General features: G+C 44.9%; 21 protein-coding genes and 1 riboswitch. Of the genes, 2 read left to right on the top strand and 19 right to left on the bottom strand.

The window, feature by feature from the left end:
- Positions 1-10 precede the first annotated feature (10 nt).
- From coaD to moaA, 14 genes are all read right to left on the bottom strand, one after another.
- On the bottom strand, positions 11-493 hold the full coding sequence (gene coaD / locus L2730_RS16720; RefSeq protein ID WP_248975633.1) for a pantetheine-phosphate adenylyltransferase: 483 nt from the start codon (positions 491-493) through the stop codon (positions 11-13).
- Between the two features lie 147 nt (positions 494-640).
- The gene (locus L2730_RS16715) at positions 641-1315 is read right to left on the bottom strand and encodes a TIGR01621 family pseudouridine synthase (protein WP_248975632.1); all 675 of its coding nucleotides are present in this window, start codon (positions 1313-1315) and stop codon (positions 641-643) included.
- Between the two features lie 51 nt (positions 1316-1366).
- The gene (locus L2730_RS16710; protein WP_248975672.1) at positions 1367-2623 is read right to left on the bottom strand and encodes a sensor histidine kinase; all 1257 of its coding nucleotides are present in this window, start codon (positions 2621-2623) and stop codon (positions 1367-1369) included.
- Between the two features lie 49 nt (positions 2624-2672).
- Positions 2673-3350, bottom strand: a complete 678-nt coding sequence (locus L2730_RS16705) for a response regulator transcription factor (protein ID WP_248975631.1) — start codon at positions 3348-3350, stop codon at positions 2673-2675.
- Positions 3351-3353: 3 nt separating this feature from the next.
- Complete coding sequence (locus tag L2730_RS16700) at positions 3354-3875, bottom strand: PepSY domain-containing protein (RefSeq protein WP_248975630.1); 522 nt, start codon at positions 3873-3875, stop codon at positions 3354-3356.
- A gap of 44 nt (positions 3876-3919) precedes the next feature.
- Entirely contained in the window at positions 3920-4270 is a 351-nt protein-coding gene (locus L2730_RS16695; RefSeq protein WP_248975629.1) for a NirD/YgiW/YdeI family stress tolerance protein, read from the bottom strand.
- Positions 4271-4371: 101 nt separating this feature from the next.
- A complete protein-coding gene (locus tag L2730_RS16690) occupies positions 4372-5496 on the bottom strand; it encodes an ABC transporter ATP-binding protein (RefSeq protein WP_248975628.1) in 1125 nt (374 codons plus the stop codon).
- The gene (gene modB, locus L2730_RS16685) at positions 5477-6157 is read right to left on the bottom strand and encodes a molybdate ABC transporter permease subunit (RefSeq protein ID WP_248975627.1); all 681 of its coding nucleotides are present in this window, start codon (positions 6155-6157) and stop codon (positions 5477-5479) included. The genes L2730_RS16690 and modB overlap by 20 nt, the downstream gene beginning before the upstream one ends.
- Positions 6157-6936, bottom strand: a complete 780-nt coding sequence (modA, locus tag L2730_RS16680) for a molybdate ABC transporter substrate-binding protein (RefSeq protein WP_248975626.1) — start codon at positions 6934-6936, stop codon at positions 6157-6159. Before modA ends, modB begins: the two co-directional genes overlap by 1 nt.
- Before the next feature lie 84 nt (positions 6937-7020).
- Positions 7021-7470 carry a molybdopterin synthase catalytic subunit MoaE gene (moaE, locus tag L2730_RS16675; RefSeq protein ID WP_248975625.1) on the bottom strand — a complete coding sequence of 150 codons (450 nt, stop codon included), beginning with the start codon at positions 7468-7470 and terminating at the stop codon, positions 7021-7023.
- A gap of 1 nt (position 7471) precedes the next feature.
- Positions 7472-7723, bottom strand: coding sequence for a molybdopterin synthase sulfur carrier subunit (moaD, locus tag L2730_RS16670; protein WP_020914949.1), 252 nt, complete (start codon positions 7721-7723; stop codon positions 7472-7474).
- Positions 7724-7728: 5 nt separating this feature from the next.
- Positions 7729-8205: a cyclic pyranopterin monophosphate synthase MoaC gene (gene moaC, locus L2730_RS16665; RefSeq protein ID WP_202287363.1), complete on the bottom strand. Its 477-nt coding sequence runs from the start codon at positions 8203-8205 to the stop codon at positions 7729-7731.
- Between the two features lie 99 nt (positions 8206-8304).
- Positions 8305-8829 (bottom strand): molybdenum cofactor biosynthesis protein B, encoded by a 525-nt coding sequence (moaB, locus tag L2730_RS16660; protein ID WP_248975624.1) that lies wholly within the window; start codon positions 8827-8829, stop codon positions 8305-8307.
- Between the two features lie 83 nt (positions 8830-8912).
- Positions 8913-9893 carry a GTP 3',8-cyclase MoaA gene (gene moaA, locus L2730_RS16655; RefSeq protein WP_220737163.1) on the bottom strand — a complete coding sequence of 327 codons (981 nt, stop codon included), beginning with the start codon at positions 9891-9893 and terminating at the stop codon, positions 8913-8915.
- Positions 9881-10017, bottom strand: a riboswitch (molybdenum cofactor riboswitch). (Overlaps the previous gene by 13 nt.)
- Positions 10018-10269: 252 nt before the next feature.
- Between moaA and L2730_RS16650 the strand changes: the two genes are divergently transcribed.
- A complete protein-coding gene (locus tag L2730_RS16650) occupies positions 10270-11919 on the top strand; it encodes an electron transfer flavoprotein-ubiquinone oxidoreductase (RefSeq protein ID WP_248975623.1) in 1650 nt (549 codons plus the stop codon).
- Between the two features lie 312 nt (positions 11920-12231).
- The gene (locus tag L2730_RS16645) at positions 12232-14148 is read left to right on the top strand and encodes a methyl-accepting chemotaxis protein (protein ID WP_248975622.1); all 1917 of its coding nucleotides are present in this window, start codon (positions 12232-12234) and stop codon (positions 14146-14148) included.
- Positions 14149-14198: 50 nt separating this feature from the next.
- Here L2730_RS16645 and L2730_RS16640 read toward each other — a convergent pair whose 3' ends face one another.
- The 5 genes from L2730_RS16640 to L2730_RS16620 all read right to left on the bottom strand — a co-directional run bounded on the left by L2730_RS16640 (position 14199) and on the right by L2730_RS16620 (position 18380).
- Positions 14199-14525: a DUF4870 domain-containing protein gene (locus tag L2730_RS16640; RefSeq protein WP_248975671.1), complete on the bottom strand. Its 327-nt coding sequence runs from the start codon at positions 14523-14525 to the stop codon at positions 14199-14201.
- A gap of 51 nt (positions 14526-14576) precedes the next feature.
- Positions 14577-15275 (bottom strand): MOSC domain-containing protein, encoded by a 699-nt coding sequence (locus L2730_RS16635; RefSeq protein WP_248975621.1) that lies wholly within the window; start codon positions 15273-15275, stop codon positions 14577-14579.
- 21 nt (positions 15276-15296) lie between these two features.
- On the bottom strand, positions 15297-15821 hold the full coding sequence (locus L2730_RS16630) for a GNAT family N-acetyltransferase (RefSeq protein WP_248975620.1): 525 nt from the start codon (positions 15819-15821) through the stop codon (positions 15297-15299).
- Positions 15822-15831: 10 nt separating this feature from the next.
- Positions 15832-17289 carry a sensor domain-containing diguanylate cyclase gene (locus tag L2730_RS16625; protein ID WP_248975619.1) on the bottom strand — a complete coding sequence of 486 codons (1458 nt, stop codon included), beginning with the start codon at positions 17287-17289 and terminating at the stop codon, positions 15832-15834.
- A gap of 251 nt (positions 17290-17540) precedes the next feature.
- The gene (locus L2730_RS16620; RefSeq protein ID WP_248975618.1) at positions 17541-18380 is read right to left on the bottom strand and encodes a PfkB family carbohydrate kinase; all 840 of its coding nucleotides are present in this window, start codon (positions 18378-18380) and stop codon (positions 17541-17543) included.
- Positions 18381-18583 lie beyond the last annotated feature (203 nt).

Below are 18583 nucleotides of genomic sequence, written 5' to 3'. Positions count from 1 at the left end.
GTTCTACTGCTTATCCATGTTCTTTTTTGATGAGAGCATTGGCCACGTCAATGTGGACAAATTGGCTGACGTCACCGCCGTGGTGCGCCACTTCCTTAACTAAGGTTGAAGAGATAAAAGAGTTTTCTTCTGCTGGAGTTAAAAATACACTTTCTAAATCGGGACTAAGACGCCGATTCATGTTGGCTAATTGGAATTCATACTCAAAGTCAGAAACGGCGCGCAAGCCTCGCACCAATACGCTAGCTCGTTGGTCCTTAGCGAAATCCACTAGCAGCCCGCTAAAACCAACCACCTCAACATTATCCAAATGAGCGGTGACCGTCTTAAGCAGTTCAATCCGTTCATCTAAGGTAAAACGTGGTTTTTTGGATGGGTTAAGTGCAATGCCAATAACCACATGCTTAAATAATTTAGCCGCACGCTCAATCAGATCGGCGTGACCATTAGTAACGGGATCAAATGTTCCTGGGTATATGGCTCGTGTATGCACAATTATCTACTCATGTTTAAATAAAAAGATGTTAGTTATGACTCTAAAACAACGGCATTTTAAGGCCACTATCTTACGCGCTATCGGCTAGATTGTGAATGCACAAGCTTAGATATTCCTTAAGCGAGGTTGTCAGCAAACTTGAAGCTACTTAACCTTAGGCCAAGTTAACTGTTCGGGGGACTGCCAGTGCTGTAACTGCTCAATCACCGCTTGGCTGCTAAAAGCAACACCTGATGGCGGGGCAACACAGTATTGATAAGCTTGCGCTTTATAGTTGAAATTTAAGCTGTAGGCATGCAGGTAACCTCTATCTGACGCTTCGCCGCCATATAATTCGTCGCCTAATATCGGCACACCGATGCTGGCTAGCGCTACTCGCAGTTGATGGGTTTTGCCACTTAAAGGTTTAAGCAGATAGAGGCGCAAGCCATCGCCGACAGAGTAAGAGAAAAACTGTGTTTTAGCGGGGTTATTCATGCTGCGCAATAATTTATGCATACTGCGCCGAGATTTGGCCATATCACCAACCACCCAACCTTGTTTCTTTTTAGGTTTACCTTTTGCCAGCGCTAAGTAGTACTTTTGCACCTTATGCTCGCTAAATTGACGAGTAAATTCAGCGGCGGCAGCGGAGGATTTAGCAAGGATAAGTAACCCAGAGGTCAAAGTGTCTAAACGATGGACCGAGAACAGCTTTATCCCTAGATCGAGTTCAGCTTGAGCGACCACACCAGCGGAGCCATCTTGGCTGTGGAAATGGACATTAGCTGACTTACAAATAACGATAAAATCAGCTTCATCGGCAATGATTTGGTACATAAGGGTTCCACAAACAGGCATGAGCAGTTTAATAACTAAGATGTTCGGGTATCAAAAAGTAATCAGTACTTTTAGCCCCGGCTGGTTATCCATTAAGGCTATTTTAGCATTATGCCGCGACAGAATCGCCTTCACCATAGATAAACCTAAGCCTGTACCTTTTTGGTGTCTGCTTGGATCTAAGCGCACTAAGCGCTCAAACACTTTATCGCGAGAGCCAACTGGGATCCCTGGACCATTATCTTGAATAGATATCACATTACGATTTTGTGAGATAACAATCTCAGCGCCTTCACCGGAGTATTTAATCGCATTATCGACCAAATTAAATAACGCCTGGAATAACAAGTGCTTGTCACCACTAACGTTAAACTCTTCGCCGGTCATCAACTTAAGCGACTGACCATTAAACTCCGCCATCGCCTCAGCCATCTCAAACAGATCTCGGCTGATATTTTGTAAGCTTAATGATTGTAGTTCTAAGGTCTGTTGTCCCTCTTCAATACGTGTCAGAGACAGCATAGCGTCGAACGTCGCTAAACAATGGTCTAGCTCTTCGGTAATAATCGCACAGCCTTCGGCCAGCTCCTCTTGAGGCTTATCTGGCAGCTGCTCTAGACCTATTCGCAGATGAGACAGTGGTGTACGCAGATCATGGGCAATATTATCGGTAACGCCGCGTACGGCTGCGAGGTTCTTCTCTAGCGTGTCTAGTACTCGGTTAAATTGCTGCGCCAACATATCGAACTCATCTTGGCGCCAACTCACCGGTAAGCGAGTCGAATATTGTCCCTGCTCTATCTGTTCGCTTAAGCGATTATATTGCACTAACCTTCGTAAAATGGCCTTTGAAAACAGATAACCGAGCGCCAAGGTTAGCACCACGGTTAGCATCAGCGCAGTAATCGCTGCATTGGTAAACTTATCGATTAGGGTGCCGAGTTGATCGACGCGCGTCGCGATTAATACCGGTCCATAACGAGTCATCACCATGCCACCAGTAAGAATATGTATCTTATCCGGCCCACCAGTAAATACCGGAAACTCCCGCTTAGCGGGTAACATAGGCATATCTTTCGGGATCATGCTTAAAGAGCCAATAAGATCGAGGGAGTTGCGCCATACAATGAGGGCGACTTTTGGATCGGCACTGCGTACTTGAGTTGCAAAGCTGCGTCTATCAAGCGTGAGCGCCATCTGCTGATAGCGGGTTTTCTCTGCATCAAGGTGTAGATCTAGTTGATACTCTTGCTCATTAATCAACTGGCGGTACATGCCGAGTAGCAAGGTGCCAATAATCAAAGTCACCAAGGCAGAGAAAATAATAGTAATGCGCCATGCACTACTCTGGTAGGGCTTAATGCCCTTGGCGTAAGCGATAACCTGCCCCTCGGACAGTTTCAATCAGCTCGCCATGGCCTAGCTCTTCAAACTTGCGTCTAAGCTTAGCGATATGTACATCAATCACGTTAGTGCGCGGATCAAAATGGTAGTCCCACACAGCTTCAAATAACAAAGTGCGACTAATCACTTGATTCTCATGTTCCATCAGGTATTTCAGTAACTGAAACTCTTTCGGTTGCAGTAAGATCTCTTGCCCATCAAGGGTCACCTTACGGGTTAGCAATTCAATCGACAGTGGACCAACAGTTAAATCAGTCACCATTGGCTGAGATTCGCCGCGCTGCATCAATTTTTCTGCCCGCACTAATAGCTCGGAAAACGCAAATGGCTTAGTCATATAGTCATCGCCACCAGCACGTAAGCCTTTAACACGCTCATCAACATGGCTTAATGCAGATAGAATCAGTACTGGAGTTTGGCTGCCTGTTGCACGCAGAGCTGCTAATAACTTAAGACCGTCGAGCTGCGGTAACATGCGATCTAATATGATTAAGTCATACTTCATGCTGGTTGCTAGCAATAATCCTTGATGACCATCGGTAGCCGTTTCAATATTGTGCCCCTGCTCTATAAATCCTTTTACAACATATTCAACTGTCGTCGCGTCGTCTTCGACCATGAGTATTTTCATGCTTTAATCCCATTTGAGCAGTGGTAGTAATTGCTTGTTTTCCATGTCGAAGGCCAACTTACGTTTACCATCAACCTCTAAAATCTCTAACTCTATGTAGCTTATCCCAAGGTCATTATCGACCTCAGCTTTTACTAAGTGGCCACCGCTGTCTTTGCAAACAATCGTTAGCATCTCAGAGAATGTGATTCCATTCTCCTTCAGCATCATAATGCCAGCAAGCTCGTCGTTGTCGCCATTTTTCAGGCGTTCAACATCGCGCTCCTTGAGGCTGCCATCTATCGCGCGGTATTCATACTCTATTTTCGTTTTTGCTTCTGGATCGATAACCTTAAACTCATAGACCAACTCTCCATTTTTAAGTTCGGCTTCAAATTCAGAGATCACGCCTGGGTGCTGCTGTTCGAGCTTTTGCATCATCTCTATCGGCGATGGATAATCACCGGTCGACATGAGCGGATACAAACCTTGTCCTGCAAATGCACTACCTGATACTAATAACAACCCAACTAGCCAACGAGCCATGGCTCCTCCGAAAACTAAAACGCTAAATCACTTTCTATAAAGAATTATTGAGAAACCAGACGCATACTGTCAATTTCTATTTCAATGCCTTGCCATTCATCATCAACTTCACCAATCAAAGTAACCTTGGTGTCACTTGAGACGTCCATTTCACGCCACAATGCATTATCAATTTCAACTTCTACATCACCACTTTCGTCGCGAAATAGATACTTTTCATCACCTAAACTTTGGACTAGATAACCGGTTAATTCAACGGGGGTGTCATCTTTTGACTTGGCAGCGTCAGCAGCGGTCGAGGCATGACTAGCAACACCTGGGCCATTATAAGCAGCCATTGCAGGCATGGTTAATACCGCTGATAAAATAATTGAACCAGTTAGTGCTTTTTTCACTGAATAAACTCCCCATCAAGATTAGGTGTCCATATTATAAAAAAACACATAACAGCAAGGTGACGTAAAGATTAAACTTTGATCATACATTTTGCCAAAAACTAGCTTTCTGTTTCAGTTTGAGGTTCCAAGATATGGATCAGCTCAGACTTCAACGCTACCGTGGTCTCCGCCCCTTCTACAAGCTCAAGCTTTTTGGCTAAGTGCAGCGGCACCTCAGCATTAATTTTATGTTTTACACCAACCACACTTGCTAACACTCTTACCGTCTCGCCCATGACCAACATCGACTCGATAGTAATATCGAGTTTGTTAAAACTACGACACAGTCTTCCTTGCTTGATCGAGTTGAATCTAACACCCTGATTGGGAATGACCCAGCGTACTTTAGTGCCCACTTCTAAGCTTTCAAAATAGGTACTCGCAATCAGATGCTCACCAAATTTTAGCCAAGTGATCTGCCGCTCCTCTTCTTGCGCAATAACAAATGCATCAAAAATATTACGCAGTCCCATCTGTTTAGCAACGGCTTCATCACGCGGCCTCGTCAGCACCTCTCGTGGAGAACCCTGTTGCAACATTTTACCTTGGCTTATCAAGATCATGCTATCAGCTAATAACAAGGCTTCGTTGAGATCGTGGGTCACCATAATCACCGGAATAGCCAATTGCTCTTTCAAACGAGCAAGCTCTAGATACAAACGCTCACGGGTTTCTCTATCCACTGCCGAGAAAGGTTCGTCGAGCAGCAATACTGAGGGCTCTCGCGCCAATGCGCGCGCCAAAGCCACTCGTTGTCGCTGACCGCCAGAAAGGTTGGCGGGTAATCTATCGGGTAACCCATGCAAGTTAACTCGCTCAAGCCAATCTTTGGCTCTTGTAGCACGCTCAGACTTAGGAATATGGTCTAGTGCGGCTATCACATTCTCTAACGCCGTGAGATTCGGAAATAGCCCAAAGTGTTGCGGCACATAGCCCAGATGCCGTTGCTGCGGAGTGAGTTGAATAGACTTATCACCGCAAAACCAACTGACTTCGCCATATCGAATTTCACCGGACTGCGGCTTATTGAGGCCCGCTATCATTCGCAGCAAAGTTGACTTTCCGCCACCAGATGGACCGACAACGGCAAGCACTTCGCCCGCTTTACAGACAAACTCAGCGTCAAGGTTGATATGTTCTGTTTGTTTAACCCGGCAGTATAGATCAGCGACGATTTGAGACATGTTGTCCTCCCACTCGTCGTGACAAACTGGTGGTAAGTGCCAATACGGTGATAGCAAATAGCAGCAGTACTAGCGACATATTACCAGCACTGGCAAAATCAAATGCCTGTACGCTGTCGTAAATTGAAATAGCGATGGTTTTAGTCTCACCAGCAATATTACCGCCCATCATCAACACCACCCCAAACTCACCTAAAACATGGGAGAAACACAGCACCATTGCGGTTAAAACGCCAGGCCACACCATAGGTAACTCTATTTTAAACAACACTTTTAGACGGCTCATACCACAACAAGCAGCAGCATCACGCACATCTTCAGGCACAGCTTCAAAGGCGCGTTGAATGGGTTGGATCGCAAAGGGAATATTAACCAAGATAGAGGCGATGACTAACCCTGAGAAATGGAATACCAATTGATGCCCAAGTAGCTGTTCTAGCATCTGCCCTAACCAAGACTCACTGCCGAGTCCTACCAATAAATAGTAGCCGATGACAGTCGGTGGCAGCACTAACGGCACCATCACCAGCGCCTCAACCCATGATTTTCCACGAAATTGGCGATAAGCCAAAAAACGCCCAGCCAAAATCGCCATCGGCACTAAAATGACCACGGTAACCGTGCTCAGTTTAATCGACAGCCAAAGTGCTTCCCAATCCATTAGTTATCCGCTTTGCCAAAACCGTACTCAGCAAAGATATGCTGCGCTTTATCGGTTTGAATATAGTGAAAGAAATTCTCTGCTGTTTGACCAGCCTTTAGGGTCAATACCATACGCTGTTTAAGCGGTGTGTATAGAGATTGCGGAATAACAACGTAATTAGCGCGGCGCTTAAACCGTTCGGCAGATGCCAAAGATAGCGCCACCAAGCCGCCTTGAGTTGAGCCACTGAGTGCAAACTGCGCTGCTTGGGAAACATTTTCGCCGAAAATGAGTTGTGGTTGAATGGCTTGCCATAGGTTTAAGTTTTTCAGCACCTCTTCGGCTCGCTCGCCGTATGGAGCATGATCTGGATTGGCAATAGCGAAACGCTTTAGTTGCTGACTGTTAACCAGCTGCTTCACGCCATTGAGTTGCTCATCGAGCTCAAGTGGTGAGTTCTTAGGGGCAGCTAAGGCCAGTTTGCCGACGGCATAAACAGCACCGTCTCCTTTCGCTTGGCCTGCATTGCTCAGCTGCTTGGTGTAACGTTCATCGGCTGATAGAAATAGCTCAAACGGCGCACCGTGTTTTATCTGTGCAACGAAATTTCCCGATGAGCCATAGGTGATTCGCACCCTAGCCCCCGTATCTTGCTGGAACTGTTTAGCGACATCATCTAAGGCAAACTTAATACTTGATGCTGCCGCAATAGCCGGTACATCTTCAGCCGCCAAAGCTTGTTGACTCAGTAACATCAACGGCATTAAAGCCGATAATAAAAACACCTTAAGCTTCATCAGGCAACACCCTCAAATTTTATTCATACCCATTGTACTTCAAGTACTCATTTAACAGGTATTTAGCCGAATGGGCATAGTCAGCTATTTTTTATTCCACACATCAGCAGCTTGTTCGTCGCTGTCACGTGCTTCAACCCAACTTGCACCTTCTTCACCCGCTTCAAGTTTCCAAAATGGTGCTTTAGTTTTCAAAAAATCGATTAAAAACTCACAGGCGGCAAATGCGGCTTTTCGATGTGCACTGGTTACGCCAATAAACACTATCTGCTCACCTAATGCCATTTTACCCACACGGTGGATAATCGTGACATGGTTCAGCGGCCAGCGCTCACGCGCTTGTGCTTCTATTTGATTTAATACCGCTTCGGTCATACCTGGATAGTGTTCAAGAGTAAGATCAGTCACAGCACTACCGTCATTAAAGTCTCGCACTTTACCCACAAAAGTAACTACGGCGCCATCACTATTATCTTGGCTAATCAGTTGATACTCATCAGGAACACTAAAGTCTGCTGTTTGTACGCGGATCATTTTAACCTCCAGTCACTGGCGGAAAGAAAGCGACTTCATCACCATCTTCAACGGCGGTGTCCCATTGACTGATGGTTTGGTTTACAGCAACGAGTAACTTGTCTGATGCCATCACTTTGGCCCATTTGTCATCGGTAGCAGCTAATGTCGCTCGCAGCCCTTCGGCTGTTTGAGTGTGCTCGCCCGCTTCGACTTTAACGCTAGCGGTGCCTAACAGTTCTCTTACTTGTGCAAAAAACAGTACGTTTATCATTTCATTTATACCTTAAAGTGACCCGATTTTCCGCCACGTTTCTCAAGTAGACGCACTTGAGAAATCACCATATCCTTTTGTACCGCTTTGCACATATCGTAAATAGTCAGCGCGGCAGTAGAGGCTGCAGTTAATGCTTCCATCTCGACACCAGTCTTACCTGATAACTTGCATAGGCTGCGGATCCAAACACGGTTATGTTCTGGTTGAGCTTCGAGTTCAACCTCAACTTTGGTCAGCATTAACGGGTGACAAAGTGGGATAAGATCAGAGGTTTTCTTGGCAGCTTGAATGCCTGCGATACGCGCAGTCGCGAACACATCACCTTTGTGATGGCTGCCACTCATAATCATTTCGAGTGTTTCACTCGCCATTTCAATATAAGCTTCTGCTCTCGCTTCACGTTCAGTCACTGACTTATCAGTCACATCAACCATGTGTGCATTACCGTCTGCATTTATGTGGGTAAAAGCATTTGTCATTAGCGTAAAACCTTCTTAATCAATATATTTCAAATCAAGGTATAGAGCGCTTGCGTACTCAACATTTGGATAGTGCGAACGCAAGGTATTATCTATAAGTTAGTCTGTTATTTTCTTAACGTGCATCACAAAATTACATGGTCGATGCGTAGCATCAAGCTGCTCTTTGAGCACTTTATTCCAGCCAGTTTTGCAGGCACCAGTAGAACCTGGTAGGCAGAATATAGCGGTTTTGTTGGCAATACCGCCTAATGCGCGCGACTGCACCGTAGAGGTGCCCAATTCGGTATAAGTAATATGGCGAAACAGTTCACCAAAACCTTCAATATCGCGATCAAAAAGTGGCTTCACCGCATCGGGGGTATTATCTCTTTCGGTAAAACCAGTGCCGCCGGTAGTGATAATCACCTGCACATTCTCTGAGGCGACCCACTGTGAAATCACCGAACGAATTTGGTATTTATCATCTTTGATAATTTGACGGTCAGCTAAGTGATGCCCGGCTTCAAGCAGCGCACTTTCTAAAAACTGTCCAGAGGTGTCATTTTCGATACTACGGCTATCTGACAGGGTTAATACAGCGATATTGAGTGGCAAAAATTGGCTCTGAGTACAATGTCCCATAACGGTCTCTTTAAATAACTAATTTAGGTAATGCAGCGATTATAGCGGCGTTCTGACGCAAGATATTTGCGTCAGATCAGAAATCAACCACCAATAGAAGCAAGGTGCTGGGTAACGCCTGTGATCCCATCATGCAAAAAGTGCGTCTCTTTTTTCTGCGCGAGTTGACCATGTAAGCGTTCAATTAACTCCGCTTGCTGATCGGGAGTTTGCAACAAGTCACGCAGATCGACACCATTTTCAGTAAACAAACACAGGTGCAACTTGCCCTTTGCCGATACTCGCAGGCGATTACAGCTGGCACAGAAATTTTTGGCGTAAGGCATGATTAGCCCGATACGACCTTGGTAGTCTTGATGACTAAAGTTTTGCGCAGGCCCGTCATCAACCGCTGGAACATCGAACTGCCAACCCGCTTGCTCAAGCTGAGTTTTGATATCAGCTCCTGCTAAGTGGTGAGCTTTGAAGTAGTCATGGCCTAAGCCAGTTTCCATCAGCTCAATAAAACGCAGATCGATTGGCGTGCTTTTTATCCAATGTAAAAAGCGTGGTAGATCTTTATCATTGAGGCCTTTAAGTAAAACCGCATTGATTTTAACTCGCTCAAAACCTGCCTCAAGCGCAGCATCAACACCGCGCATTACCTCATCAAATTTGTTCTCACCAGTGATCTGGTAAAACATCTTAGGATCGAGACTATCGACAGAGATATTGATACGTCTAAGTCCCGCGTCATACCACTCTTGTGCATGCTTAGCTAAGCGATAACCATTGGTGGTGGTCGCTATAGTATTAATTCTATCGTTATCTTTAATGATACGAATAATATCGGTGAAGTCTTTACGCAGCGATGGCTCACCACCAGTGATGCGGATCTTTTGCGTTCCGACTTGCGAGAATGCCGACACTAAATGCTCAATCTCATTAAGATCGAGAAACTTAGGTTTACCGTCTGGACGATATCCATCAGGGAGGCAATACGTGCATTTGAAGTTACATACGTCAGTGACTGACATACGCAGATAATGAAACCGTCGACCAAAATTGTCTTGTAGTTGGGACATGATCACCTTTCCAAGTAAGGGGAGGTGAGATCATTTCTTTTCTCACCCCGGTGGCGTTATTGCCACGGCTAAAAACCCGTATCTGTCTCGACGTAGGATTAGAAGCTCGGAGAACCGTCAGATTTGATTATAGGCGTATTTTGAGCACAAACCATAGCCAAACAGCCAAAACTCGTACAAAAAAACTGCACCTGTGGAATATTTGTGACAGCTATCACTCAAAAAAATGATTAAAATAGCTGCACAGTCAGCGCTTAAACTCTGTGCTGAAGCAAGATTTTCAGGTAAGGTGAGTTAAAACAATAAAACACCCGTTTACAGTGCAAGCATTTTTGCCATTCTGTATTTCATCGGGGGAGTAAAGGAAGGTGAACTGATGGAACGCGAATCGATGGAATTCGATGTTGTAATCGTGGGTGCAGGGCCCTCAGGATTGGCAGCAGCATGTCGTTTAATGCAAATATCTAAAGACAGTGGCCAAGAGTTAACTGTTTGTGTGGTAGAGAAAGGTTCAGAAGTCGGAGCGCATATTCTCTCCGGTGCAGTGTTTGAGCCTAAGGTATTAGGCGAGCTATTTGATGACTGGAAAACCACTGGCGCACCACTGCTCACTGCCGTCACCCAAGACGAAATTCACATGCTGAGTTCAGCGAGTGATTCCCGTGCCATGCCCAATGCGTTAGTGCCTAAAACCATGCACAACGAAGGCAATTATATTATTAGTGTTGGCAACCTATGCCGTTGGCTAGCAGAGCGAGCTGAAGAGCTCGGTGTCGAAGTATTCCCTGGCTTCCCCGCTAGCGAACTACTATTTAACGAAGATGGTAGTGTCAAAGGCATTCAAATCGGTGATATGGGAGTTGGCGAAGATGGCCAACCTAAAGATGGCTATGAGCCTGGCATGGAGCTACATGCCAAATATACCGTATTCGGTGAAGGTTGCCGCGGCCATTTAGGCAAGCAACTGATTGAGAAATTCCAACTCGATAACGGTAAAACACCACAACATTACGGCCTTGGTTTTAAAGAGATCTGGACCGTACCCAGTGAGCAACATGAGCTAGGAAAAGTTGTCCACACTGGCGGTTGGCCGTTAACTGAAGGCGCATCTGGTGGTGGCTTCATGTATCACCTTGAAGATAATCAAATTGCGGTGGGCTTAATTGTTGATCTCAATTACGCCAACCCACACCTGAGTCCATTTGATGAATTTCAACGCTATAAAACCCATCCTGTAATTGCAAAAACACTAACTGGTGGCGAGCGTATTTCCTATGGTGCTCGGGCAATTACTAAGGGCGGCCTAAATTCACTGCCCAAACTGACCTTTCCAGGCGGCATGATTATTGGTTGTGATGCAGGCACCTTGAACTTTGCCAAGATTAAGGGCACCCATACCGCCATGAAGAGCGGCATGTTGGCTGCAGAGACATTAGCTCAGGCAATGTTGGCTGGAGTTGATGCGGGTAAAGATCTTGACTGCTTACAAGACCGCTTTGACGAAAGCTGGTTAAAAGAGGAGTTGTACTGCTCGCGTAACTTCGGCCCTGCGATGCATAAGTTTGGTACCTACCTTGGTGGCGCCTTCAATTTCGTCGATCAAAACTGGTTTGGTGGAAAGTTTCCCGTCACCCTTAGAGACGAGAAACCTGATTATGCACAGATGGCTGAATCAAGCGCCTACAGCAAAATTGATTACCCTAAACCTGATGGAAAATTAAGTTTCGATAAACTGTCTTCGGTTTATCTATCCAATACTTTCCATGAAGAAGACCAGCTTTGCCATCTACGTTTAAAAGATGCGCGTATCCCAATTGATGTGAACTTGGTGAAGTTTGATGAACCTGCACAGCGCTACTGCCCTGCGGGGGTTTATGAAATCATTGAAGATGCTGGTGAAAAGAAATTTGTGATCAATGGCCAGAACTGCATTCACTGCAAGACATGTGATATCAAAGATCCGAGCCAAAACATTACCTGGGTAACTCCAGAGGGCGGTGGCGGTCCTAACTATCCCAACATGTAGATGTTGAGATTGACATAAAATCTGTAACCTTTTAACGATCTGATAATTTTACAGATTGTTGAATAAAGAGAAAATGCACACCATTTGGTGTGCATTTTTAGTTGCGAACATAACAAAAAGTAGACATAATCCGCAGCGCTAATATAAGAGTAATAATTTCAAACTGAAATTCAGATACCTGCCTTAAATCCTACACGTTACAAAATAGATCCATCTTCACTAAGCTAAGCCGAAAAGGTTTCGCTAGCCTTGCGACGGATCTGCTACCAACAAATTCCATTAATCACGGCTGCTTTAGGCGATCGAATTTTTATGAAACTGAATATGCTCACCATTAAACAGAAGGTTCTACTCACTGTTACGTTAACAGTATTACTCTCCACCGCCCTTGTTGGCATACTTAGCCAGCAAAGCGCTAAACAAGTGGTAGAGCAGAGAATGCTGACCTCTGAAATGCCCAGTATGTTGGCGCAAATTCGCAATAAAATTGAGCTCAATATATCAACCTTGATGAATGCTGCTGAGCAACTCGCCAATAACCGCATGTTTCTGCAATGGCTCGCTGATGGTCGTCCTGCCGCCGGTGAAGCTTTGGTGGTCAATCAACTTAATGATGTCAGCCGTCAATACGGCTTAGCCCAAGCCTCGTTTGCCGATAGAGAAACGGCAGCCTACTACACACAAGATGGTTTTTTGAGAGTTCTCACTCCAACACAAGACACTTGGTTCTTTGATTACAAGAACAGCGGGCAAGAGAAAATGCTTAACGTTTTCACCGAAGCCAACGGTGATGTGAAGCTGTTTATTAATTACCAGCAACCTAATGGCCGAGGACTTGTGGGCTTAGGTAAGTCACTGGATGATATGGTGCAGCTATTAAGATCATTCAAAATTGAGCAATCAGGTTTTGTTTACTTAATCGATAGCCAAGGAGAGGTAAAGCTACATCAAGATACTAGCCAAATTGGCAAGATGAGCCTTAATAATCTATACCGTGATACTGACACCTCTAGCTTAATGCAGCGCACTGATTTCAATCTATTAAAAACCAGTGTCAATGGCGAAGAGATGTTCATTGCCAGTAGCTATATCCCATCAATGGACTGGTACTTAGTGGCACAAGTACCCGAAAGCGAGATTTTCTCACTGCTTGAAGAGTCTGCTTATAAAATCCTAATCTGGACTGCGCTGATTGCAGCAGTGTTTATCGCACTATCTAGTTTAGTTGCCAGCTCTGTCAGCCGCCCAATCGCAAAAGTAGCAGACATGCTGCACAACATTGGTGAAGGTGAAGGCGATCTTCGTCAACGCTTACCTGTAGATGGCAATGACGAACTTGCGCAATTGGCACAAGGCTTTAATAGCTTCATCAGCAAAATTCAAGCCTCGGTGATTGAAGTTGCCGATACCAGCAAATTACTTGGCGCTTCAGCAATTGACGTCTCTCATCAAGCTCAGCGTACGCTAGAGGATAGCCAGCAACAGAAAGATCAAACCATCATGGTTGTTACGGCAATTAACGAGATGGGGGCGACGGTTAACGAAATTGCCAGTAACGCTGCCCAAGCAGCCGATACCGCCAGAGCGGCTGATACCGATTCAAACAATGGCCAAGTGGTAGTGACTCGAGCTCGAGAGACTATTAGTCAGCTTTCCAATGATGTTGAGCAAGTGGGTGAAGTGATTGAATCACTCGCAACCCATACTAAGTCTATCGAAAGTATTCTTGACGTGATTAGAGCAGTTTCGGAGCAAACTAATCTACTAGCGCTGAATGCAGCGATTGAAGCCGCTCGAGCGGGTGAAGCCGGTCGTGGTTTTGCCGTAGTGGCAGATGAAGTGCGCAACCTTGCTTCACGCACAGCAACATCAACCAACGAAGTGCAAGTCATGATCGATAAGCTACAAGCGGAAGCTAGCCGTGCGGTTGAAGCGATGGAGAAGAGTCGTTCTCGTTCAATTGAAGGGGTGAATGCTGTTGATGAAGCCAGCCAGTCGCTCACTGGCATTAGCGAACGCATTGGTTCTATTAGTGATATGAATATTCAAGTTGCCGCTGCCACTGAAGAGCAATCTACAGTAGTGGAAGATATTAACCGTAACGTCAGTGATATTAATGATATCACTCAGCGCACTGCCGATACTGCTGAAGATGCTGCGCAGGCGAGTCAATCATTGACCCAACTAGCACATAGACTCGACTCATTAGTGGCTAATTTTAAAGTATAGCGCTAAGACCGTTATTGCCTATCGAACCCTATCGATAGGCAATGGCATATCTATGAGCGAGGCTTAATAAAGTTAATCGACATTGGGTACTTATAACTCTCACCTTCACTGGCTTTCATCGCTGCGATAATAGTAAATACAATATCTACAATCGCGATAATGCCCAGCAAAATAAAGCCGATACCAACCAACATTAAAACAGCGCTGATCATCGCGTAGATTGCGATGCTAATTTTAAAATTTAAGCAGTTGCGACCGCAGCTATCAACAAATGGCAGCTCATCTCGCTTCATTAACCAAACGATTAATGGCCCTAAAATACTGCCAAACGGGATCAAATAGCCGGAGAAACTAGCTAAATGAACGACGATCCCCATGTTCTTTTCATCTTGTGTCACAATTCTATTCCTTGAAATGATTAATAAAAACTAAGCTTGTTGTACGCCATATAAGCGCATTTGCCAATCTTCAATGGCATTATTATCGATGCGGCGCTGTAAACTGCTCACCCAAGAAGCGGCTAGTCCCGAACAATCTGCTAAACGTTGATACTGAACCGCATCAAACTCGGGTAAAAAGTAGATATGCATCGCTTCGGCAATGCTGATATCAGAGCAACGCTCTAACAGCGTAATCGTATCGCTCGCATGTATAGTTCCTGGCTCCAGCACACGGTAAAACCAGCCACAGCGGCCACTTTGCTGCATCGCCAAAGCAAACTCTTGGTGGTCAAATTGTAGGTTTAGCTTAAAACAGGGTGAGCGAGGCTGAGTCACCTGCAGTTTTACTTCACCTATTTGAATAATGTCACCGATATTTACTTGGTGCTCATCGAGTCCAACAGTGCTGATATTTTCGCCCATCGCTGGCGCATCTTTAAAACCTGATATAAGGTCCCAGCGACGATACTGGCCGTAATGTTCACGCGGGAAATGGTGCAGCACCCTATCAAGACCGCCATGATGCTTAGGGTCAGCTTGTGCATCCCCTTCCACATGTTCAGAACCCACAACTAACTGACTCACTGCTGACTTTTGATTAATAGCCGACTGTACAACACCCAAATCAACAATACTTGAACCGCAATACAAACCGGAAATCTGCTTTACCAATACTTGAGGTGTCATTAATATTAATCCTAGAAAAACTTAAACGATGCTAACACTACCACTATCTACAATATCATCGATATTTAAACAGAAGTGCTCCCAGCTATCTTTGTTACCAACATTTGCGGTAGCAATAAAACCGAGCTTTTCCAGGGTAGAGATTGAAGCGAGATTATCAAGCTTGGCTCGAGCAATCAAACGGCTTAAGCCATAGCGTTTTTGAGCTAACAAAATTGCCGCCTTCGCAGCCTCAGTAGCATAGCCTTGGCGCCAATGTTGACGTGCGATTCTAAAACCGAGATCAACATCCGCCATAACGTTGAGCCGACTTAAACCGCAAAAACCTATGTACTCTTGCGTCTCAATTAAATAAAGCGACCAACGACCAAAACCATGCAATCGGTACTGGTCATAATCTCGAATAAAACGAGCGGCATCAGCTATATCTGCAAACGCATTATCGCCAGTATATTTGAGTACTTGAGGGTCCTTATTAAGTCGATAGAAACCTTCTGCGTCAGCCGCCGAAAACTGTCGTAGCTCCAGCCGAGCACTCTTGGCCACTATCAATGGATTAATAAGAAAGTACCACTCTATTTCTGCCCTGCTCTTTAGCTTGATACAGTGCGATATCAACCCTGTTAATTAACTCTTCAGCTTTTTCTGATGCCCGGTGCTCAGCAACACCACTACTGATCGTCACGTTAATTTCGCAGCCGTTAACATGAATACGGCGCTCAGCTACCGATTTTCTAATCCGCTCGGCAATATCACAACCGTGGCTTAAATCGATATTAGGCAACAAAATCAAGAACTCTTCTCCGCCCCAACGACACAGTAAGTCCTCCTCACGGAGCTCCGCTTTAAGCATGTTGCTCACGGTCTTAATCACCAGATCACCAATATTATGCCCATGCTGATCATTAACTGCTTTAAAATGATCAATATCCATTAACAGCACCGACATTGGCGTACTGTCCAATACTGAACGCGCCAAAGAGCGACTAAAATACTCCTCAAATGCCTGCCTATTTGCAGCCCCGGTAAGCTTATCGGTAGACGCCATTAACTCCAGTTTGCGCTGATATTTACCTAAGGTCAGATTGGCAATCAATAAAATGGCCAGCGTAACAAAGATACTCACGCCTAAGTTTGCCCAGAAGGTCGTCAGCAGCTTCTGCTTACCCATGGTTTCATCCTGCTCTACCAATAGGTACCATTTGAAATCAGCAACTAAACGACTATTAAGGTAGATCGTTTTACCATCTCGTTGATAAGAAAAAGAAGCACTTGGACTGGTTAGCACCCGAGTCGCTAACATCTCAAGTCCTGGCGTACTCTGCAACGTATCTCCACCAGCATAACCTTTACTGTGCAAAGTGATATTTCCCTGCCTATCAGTGAAATATACGCTGCGGTTATAACGTGTTTGATACAGCTCAATCATCTTCTTAACGCTTTCTACCGCCAAGCCTACGCCGGTAATACCAATAAAGTTACCGTCAAAGTCGAATACCTTATAATTGACATAGATAACAGTACGATTACGATCGGCTGTGTCTTGGTCAATGTTAACTTCGTAACTCTCAGATTTTGGTAGTGAGCGCACCCTGAAGTACCAAGCATCATTGGGATCGATATCATCAATCTTTTTCAGCACACCGCTGGAGTGGTAATAATTACGGGTTGATTCTGATACAAAAAAACTCGTTACGGTACCGTATTTGTCTTGGATCTCTTTCAGGTAACGCACCAGTTTTTCGGGCGTTTGTTCCTGCTCTAACGTCCAGTCACGCACGAAAGTGTCCTGCGCCATTAGAGATGAAATAAAGATGGGTTTGAGCAAATCATGTTGGATTTCTGAATAGATATTATCACTGGTGAGCGGTAAGGTATTCTCTTCGATCTGTTCACTTAGCGAGTCATGTGCAACTTGATAGCTGATGCCACTGGTAACGACAAAAGCACCTAATAACAACACAGTTAAGATCCAGATAAACCGTTTTTTATCGTTCCATACCTTATGACCCATACTACGCTCACTTCACACAATTAATAATTGAACTCGCTCAAACAAGCAGCACTTGTTAATTAACTGTGAATGTTACCCGAAAAGCACTTTGCCCGCATTGATTATTACAAATATGGCACATTGAAACTTTTTGAAGATGATCCATCTCTTCAGTTAATTAGAGCAAGATCAGCACAGAACTATCCCAGGCAGTAAATCGTTAGTTTTTAAAATCACCGGCTTGATATAGATAACAAAAATATTACTGAGTCCTAAGTCGTTAGATAAGCTTTTAATCCCTTTCCGGGTATAGAGCTTTCACAAGCCACGGCATGGCTAGACCAGATTGAAGCCTCATGCATTGATTCAATAATGGTCAACTTATTCACTAAGCCATTGATAAGCCCAGCAGCATAAGCGTCTCCAGCACCTGTAGTATCGACAACACGGCTTGGTAGCGCCGCAACGAGCTGCTGCTGTTTCTCGCTATATAATGTTGCGCCATTTTCGCCATCAGTGACGATAAAATACTGTAAACTCCCCCCGGCAATTGATCGCGCAAACTGCCACGGTGGCACTTCACAGCGTCCCTGCATGTCACTGAGTGACGCCAATAGAATATGACAAGGTCTAGCTCGCTCATCTTTAGCAAGCTGAGCCACTACCCAACAATGTTCAATCGCAGTTTTGGCCCAACTAGCAGCACCTTCAGAAGATGAGTTAATATAAAACGCATCTACCGTATCCCATTTGGGCGGAATAGGTAGTTCAAAGATAGGACGTTCAGGACGTATAATGGTGCGCTCTCCATCAGGAGTCATCATCAATAACATCTCATTGGTTGCCCCAGATCGACGCTGGATCAGACTACAGTTTATCCCTTGAGTGCTTGCCTCAGCTAGCAACCAATCTCCAACTTCATCGCGACCAACCTCTGTCACTAAGGTCACTTGGTGCCCAGCCCAAACAAGGCCAATACCAGTATTCGCACCGCCACCACCTAGCCGCTGACCACCATCTTTATAATGAAAGCGACCACCCGTTTTTAGTGGCTTATTGAGGTTAAAAATACGATCACTGTTTAAGTTTGCAACAAGTAAAATATTAGCCATGACGACTCAGTATTAGCATGCGATAACTTGATAGTAAGAGATTTATATTGGCGCGCCAAGTGATATGCCGCTCTCTTTAATTTTTATATCATCGTAACCGATTACGCCCCTCATCATTCAATGTGATTATCCACCTTTTCTTGTGAGATATATCTCAAAACCTTGTGCGCAACAAGATAGCTTCAGCTAAGCATCAACACTCA

It is taken from the genome of Shewanella kaireitica, assembly GCF_023284045.1.
Classification (GTDB): Bacteria; Pseudomonadota; Gammaproteobacteria; order Enterobacterales; family Shewanellaceae; genus Shewanella; species Shewanella kaireitica.
The sequence above is the reverse complement of the archived record's forward strand: the minus strand, read 5'-3'. Positions and strand labels throughout refer to the sequence as shown.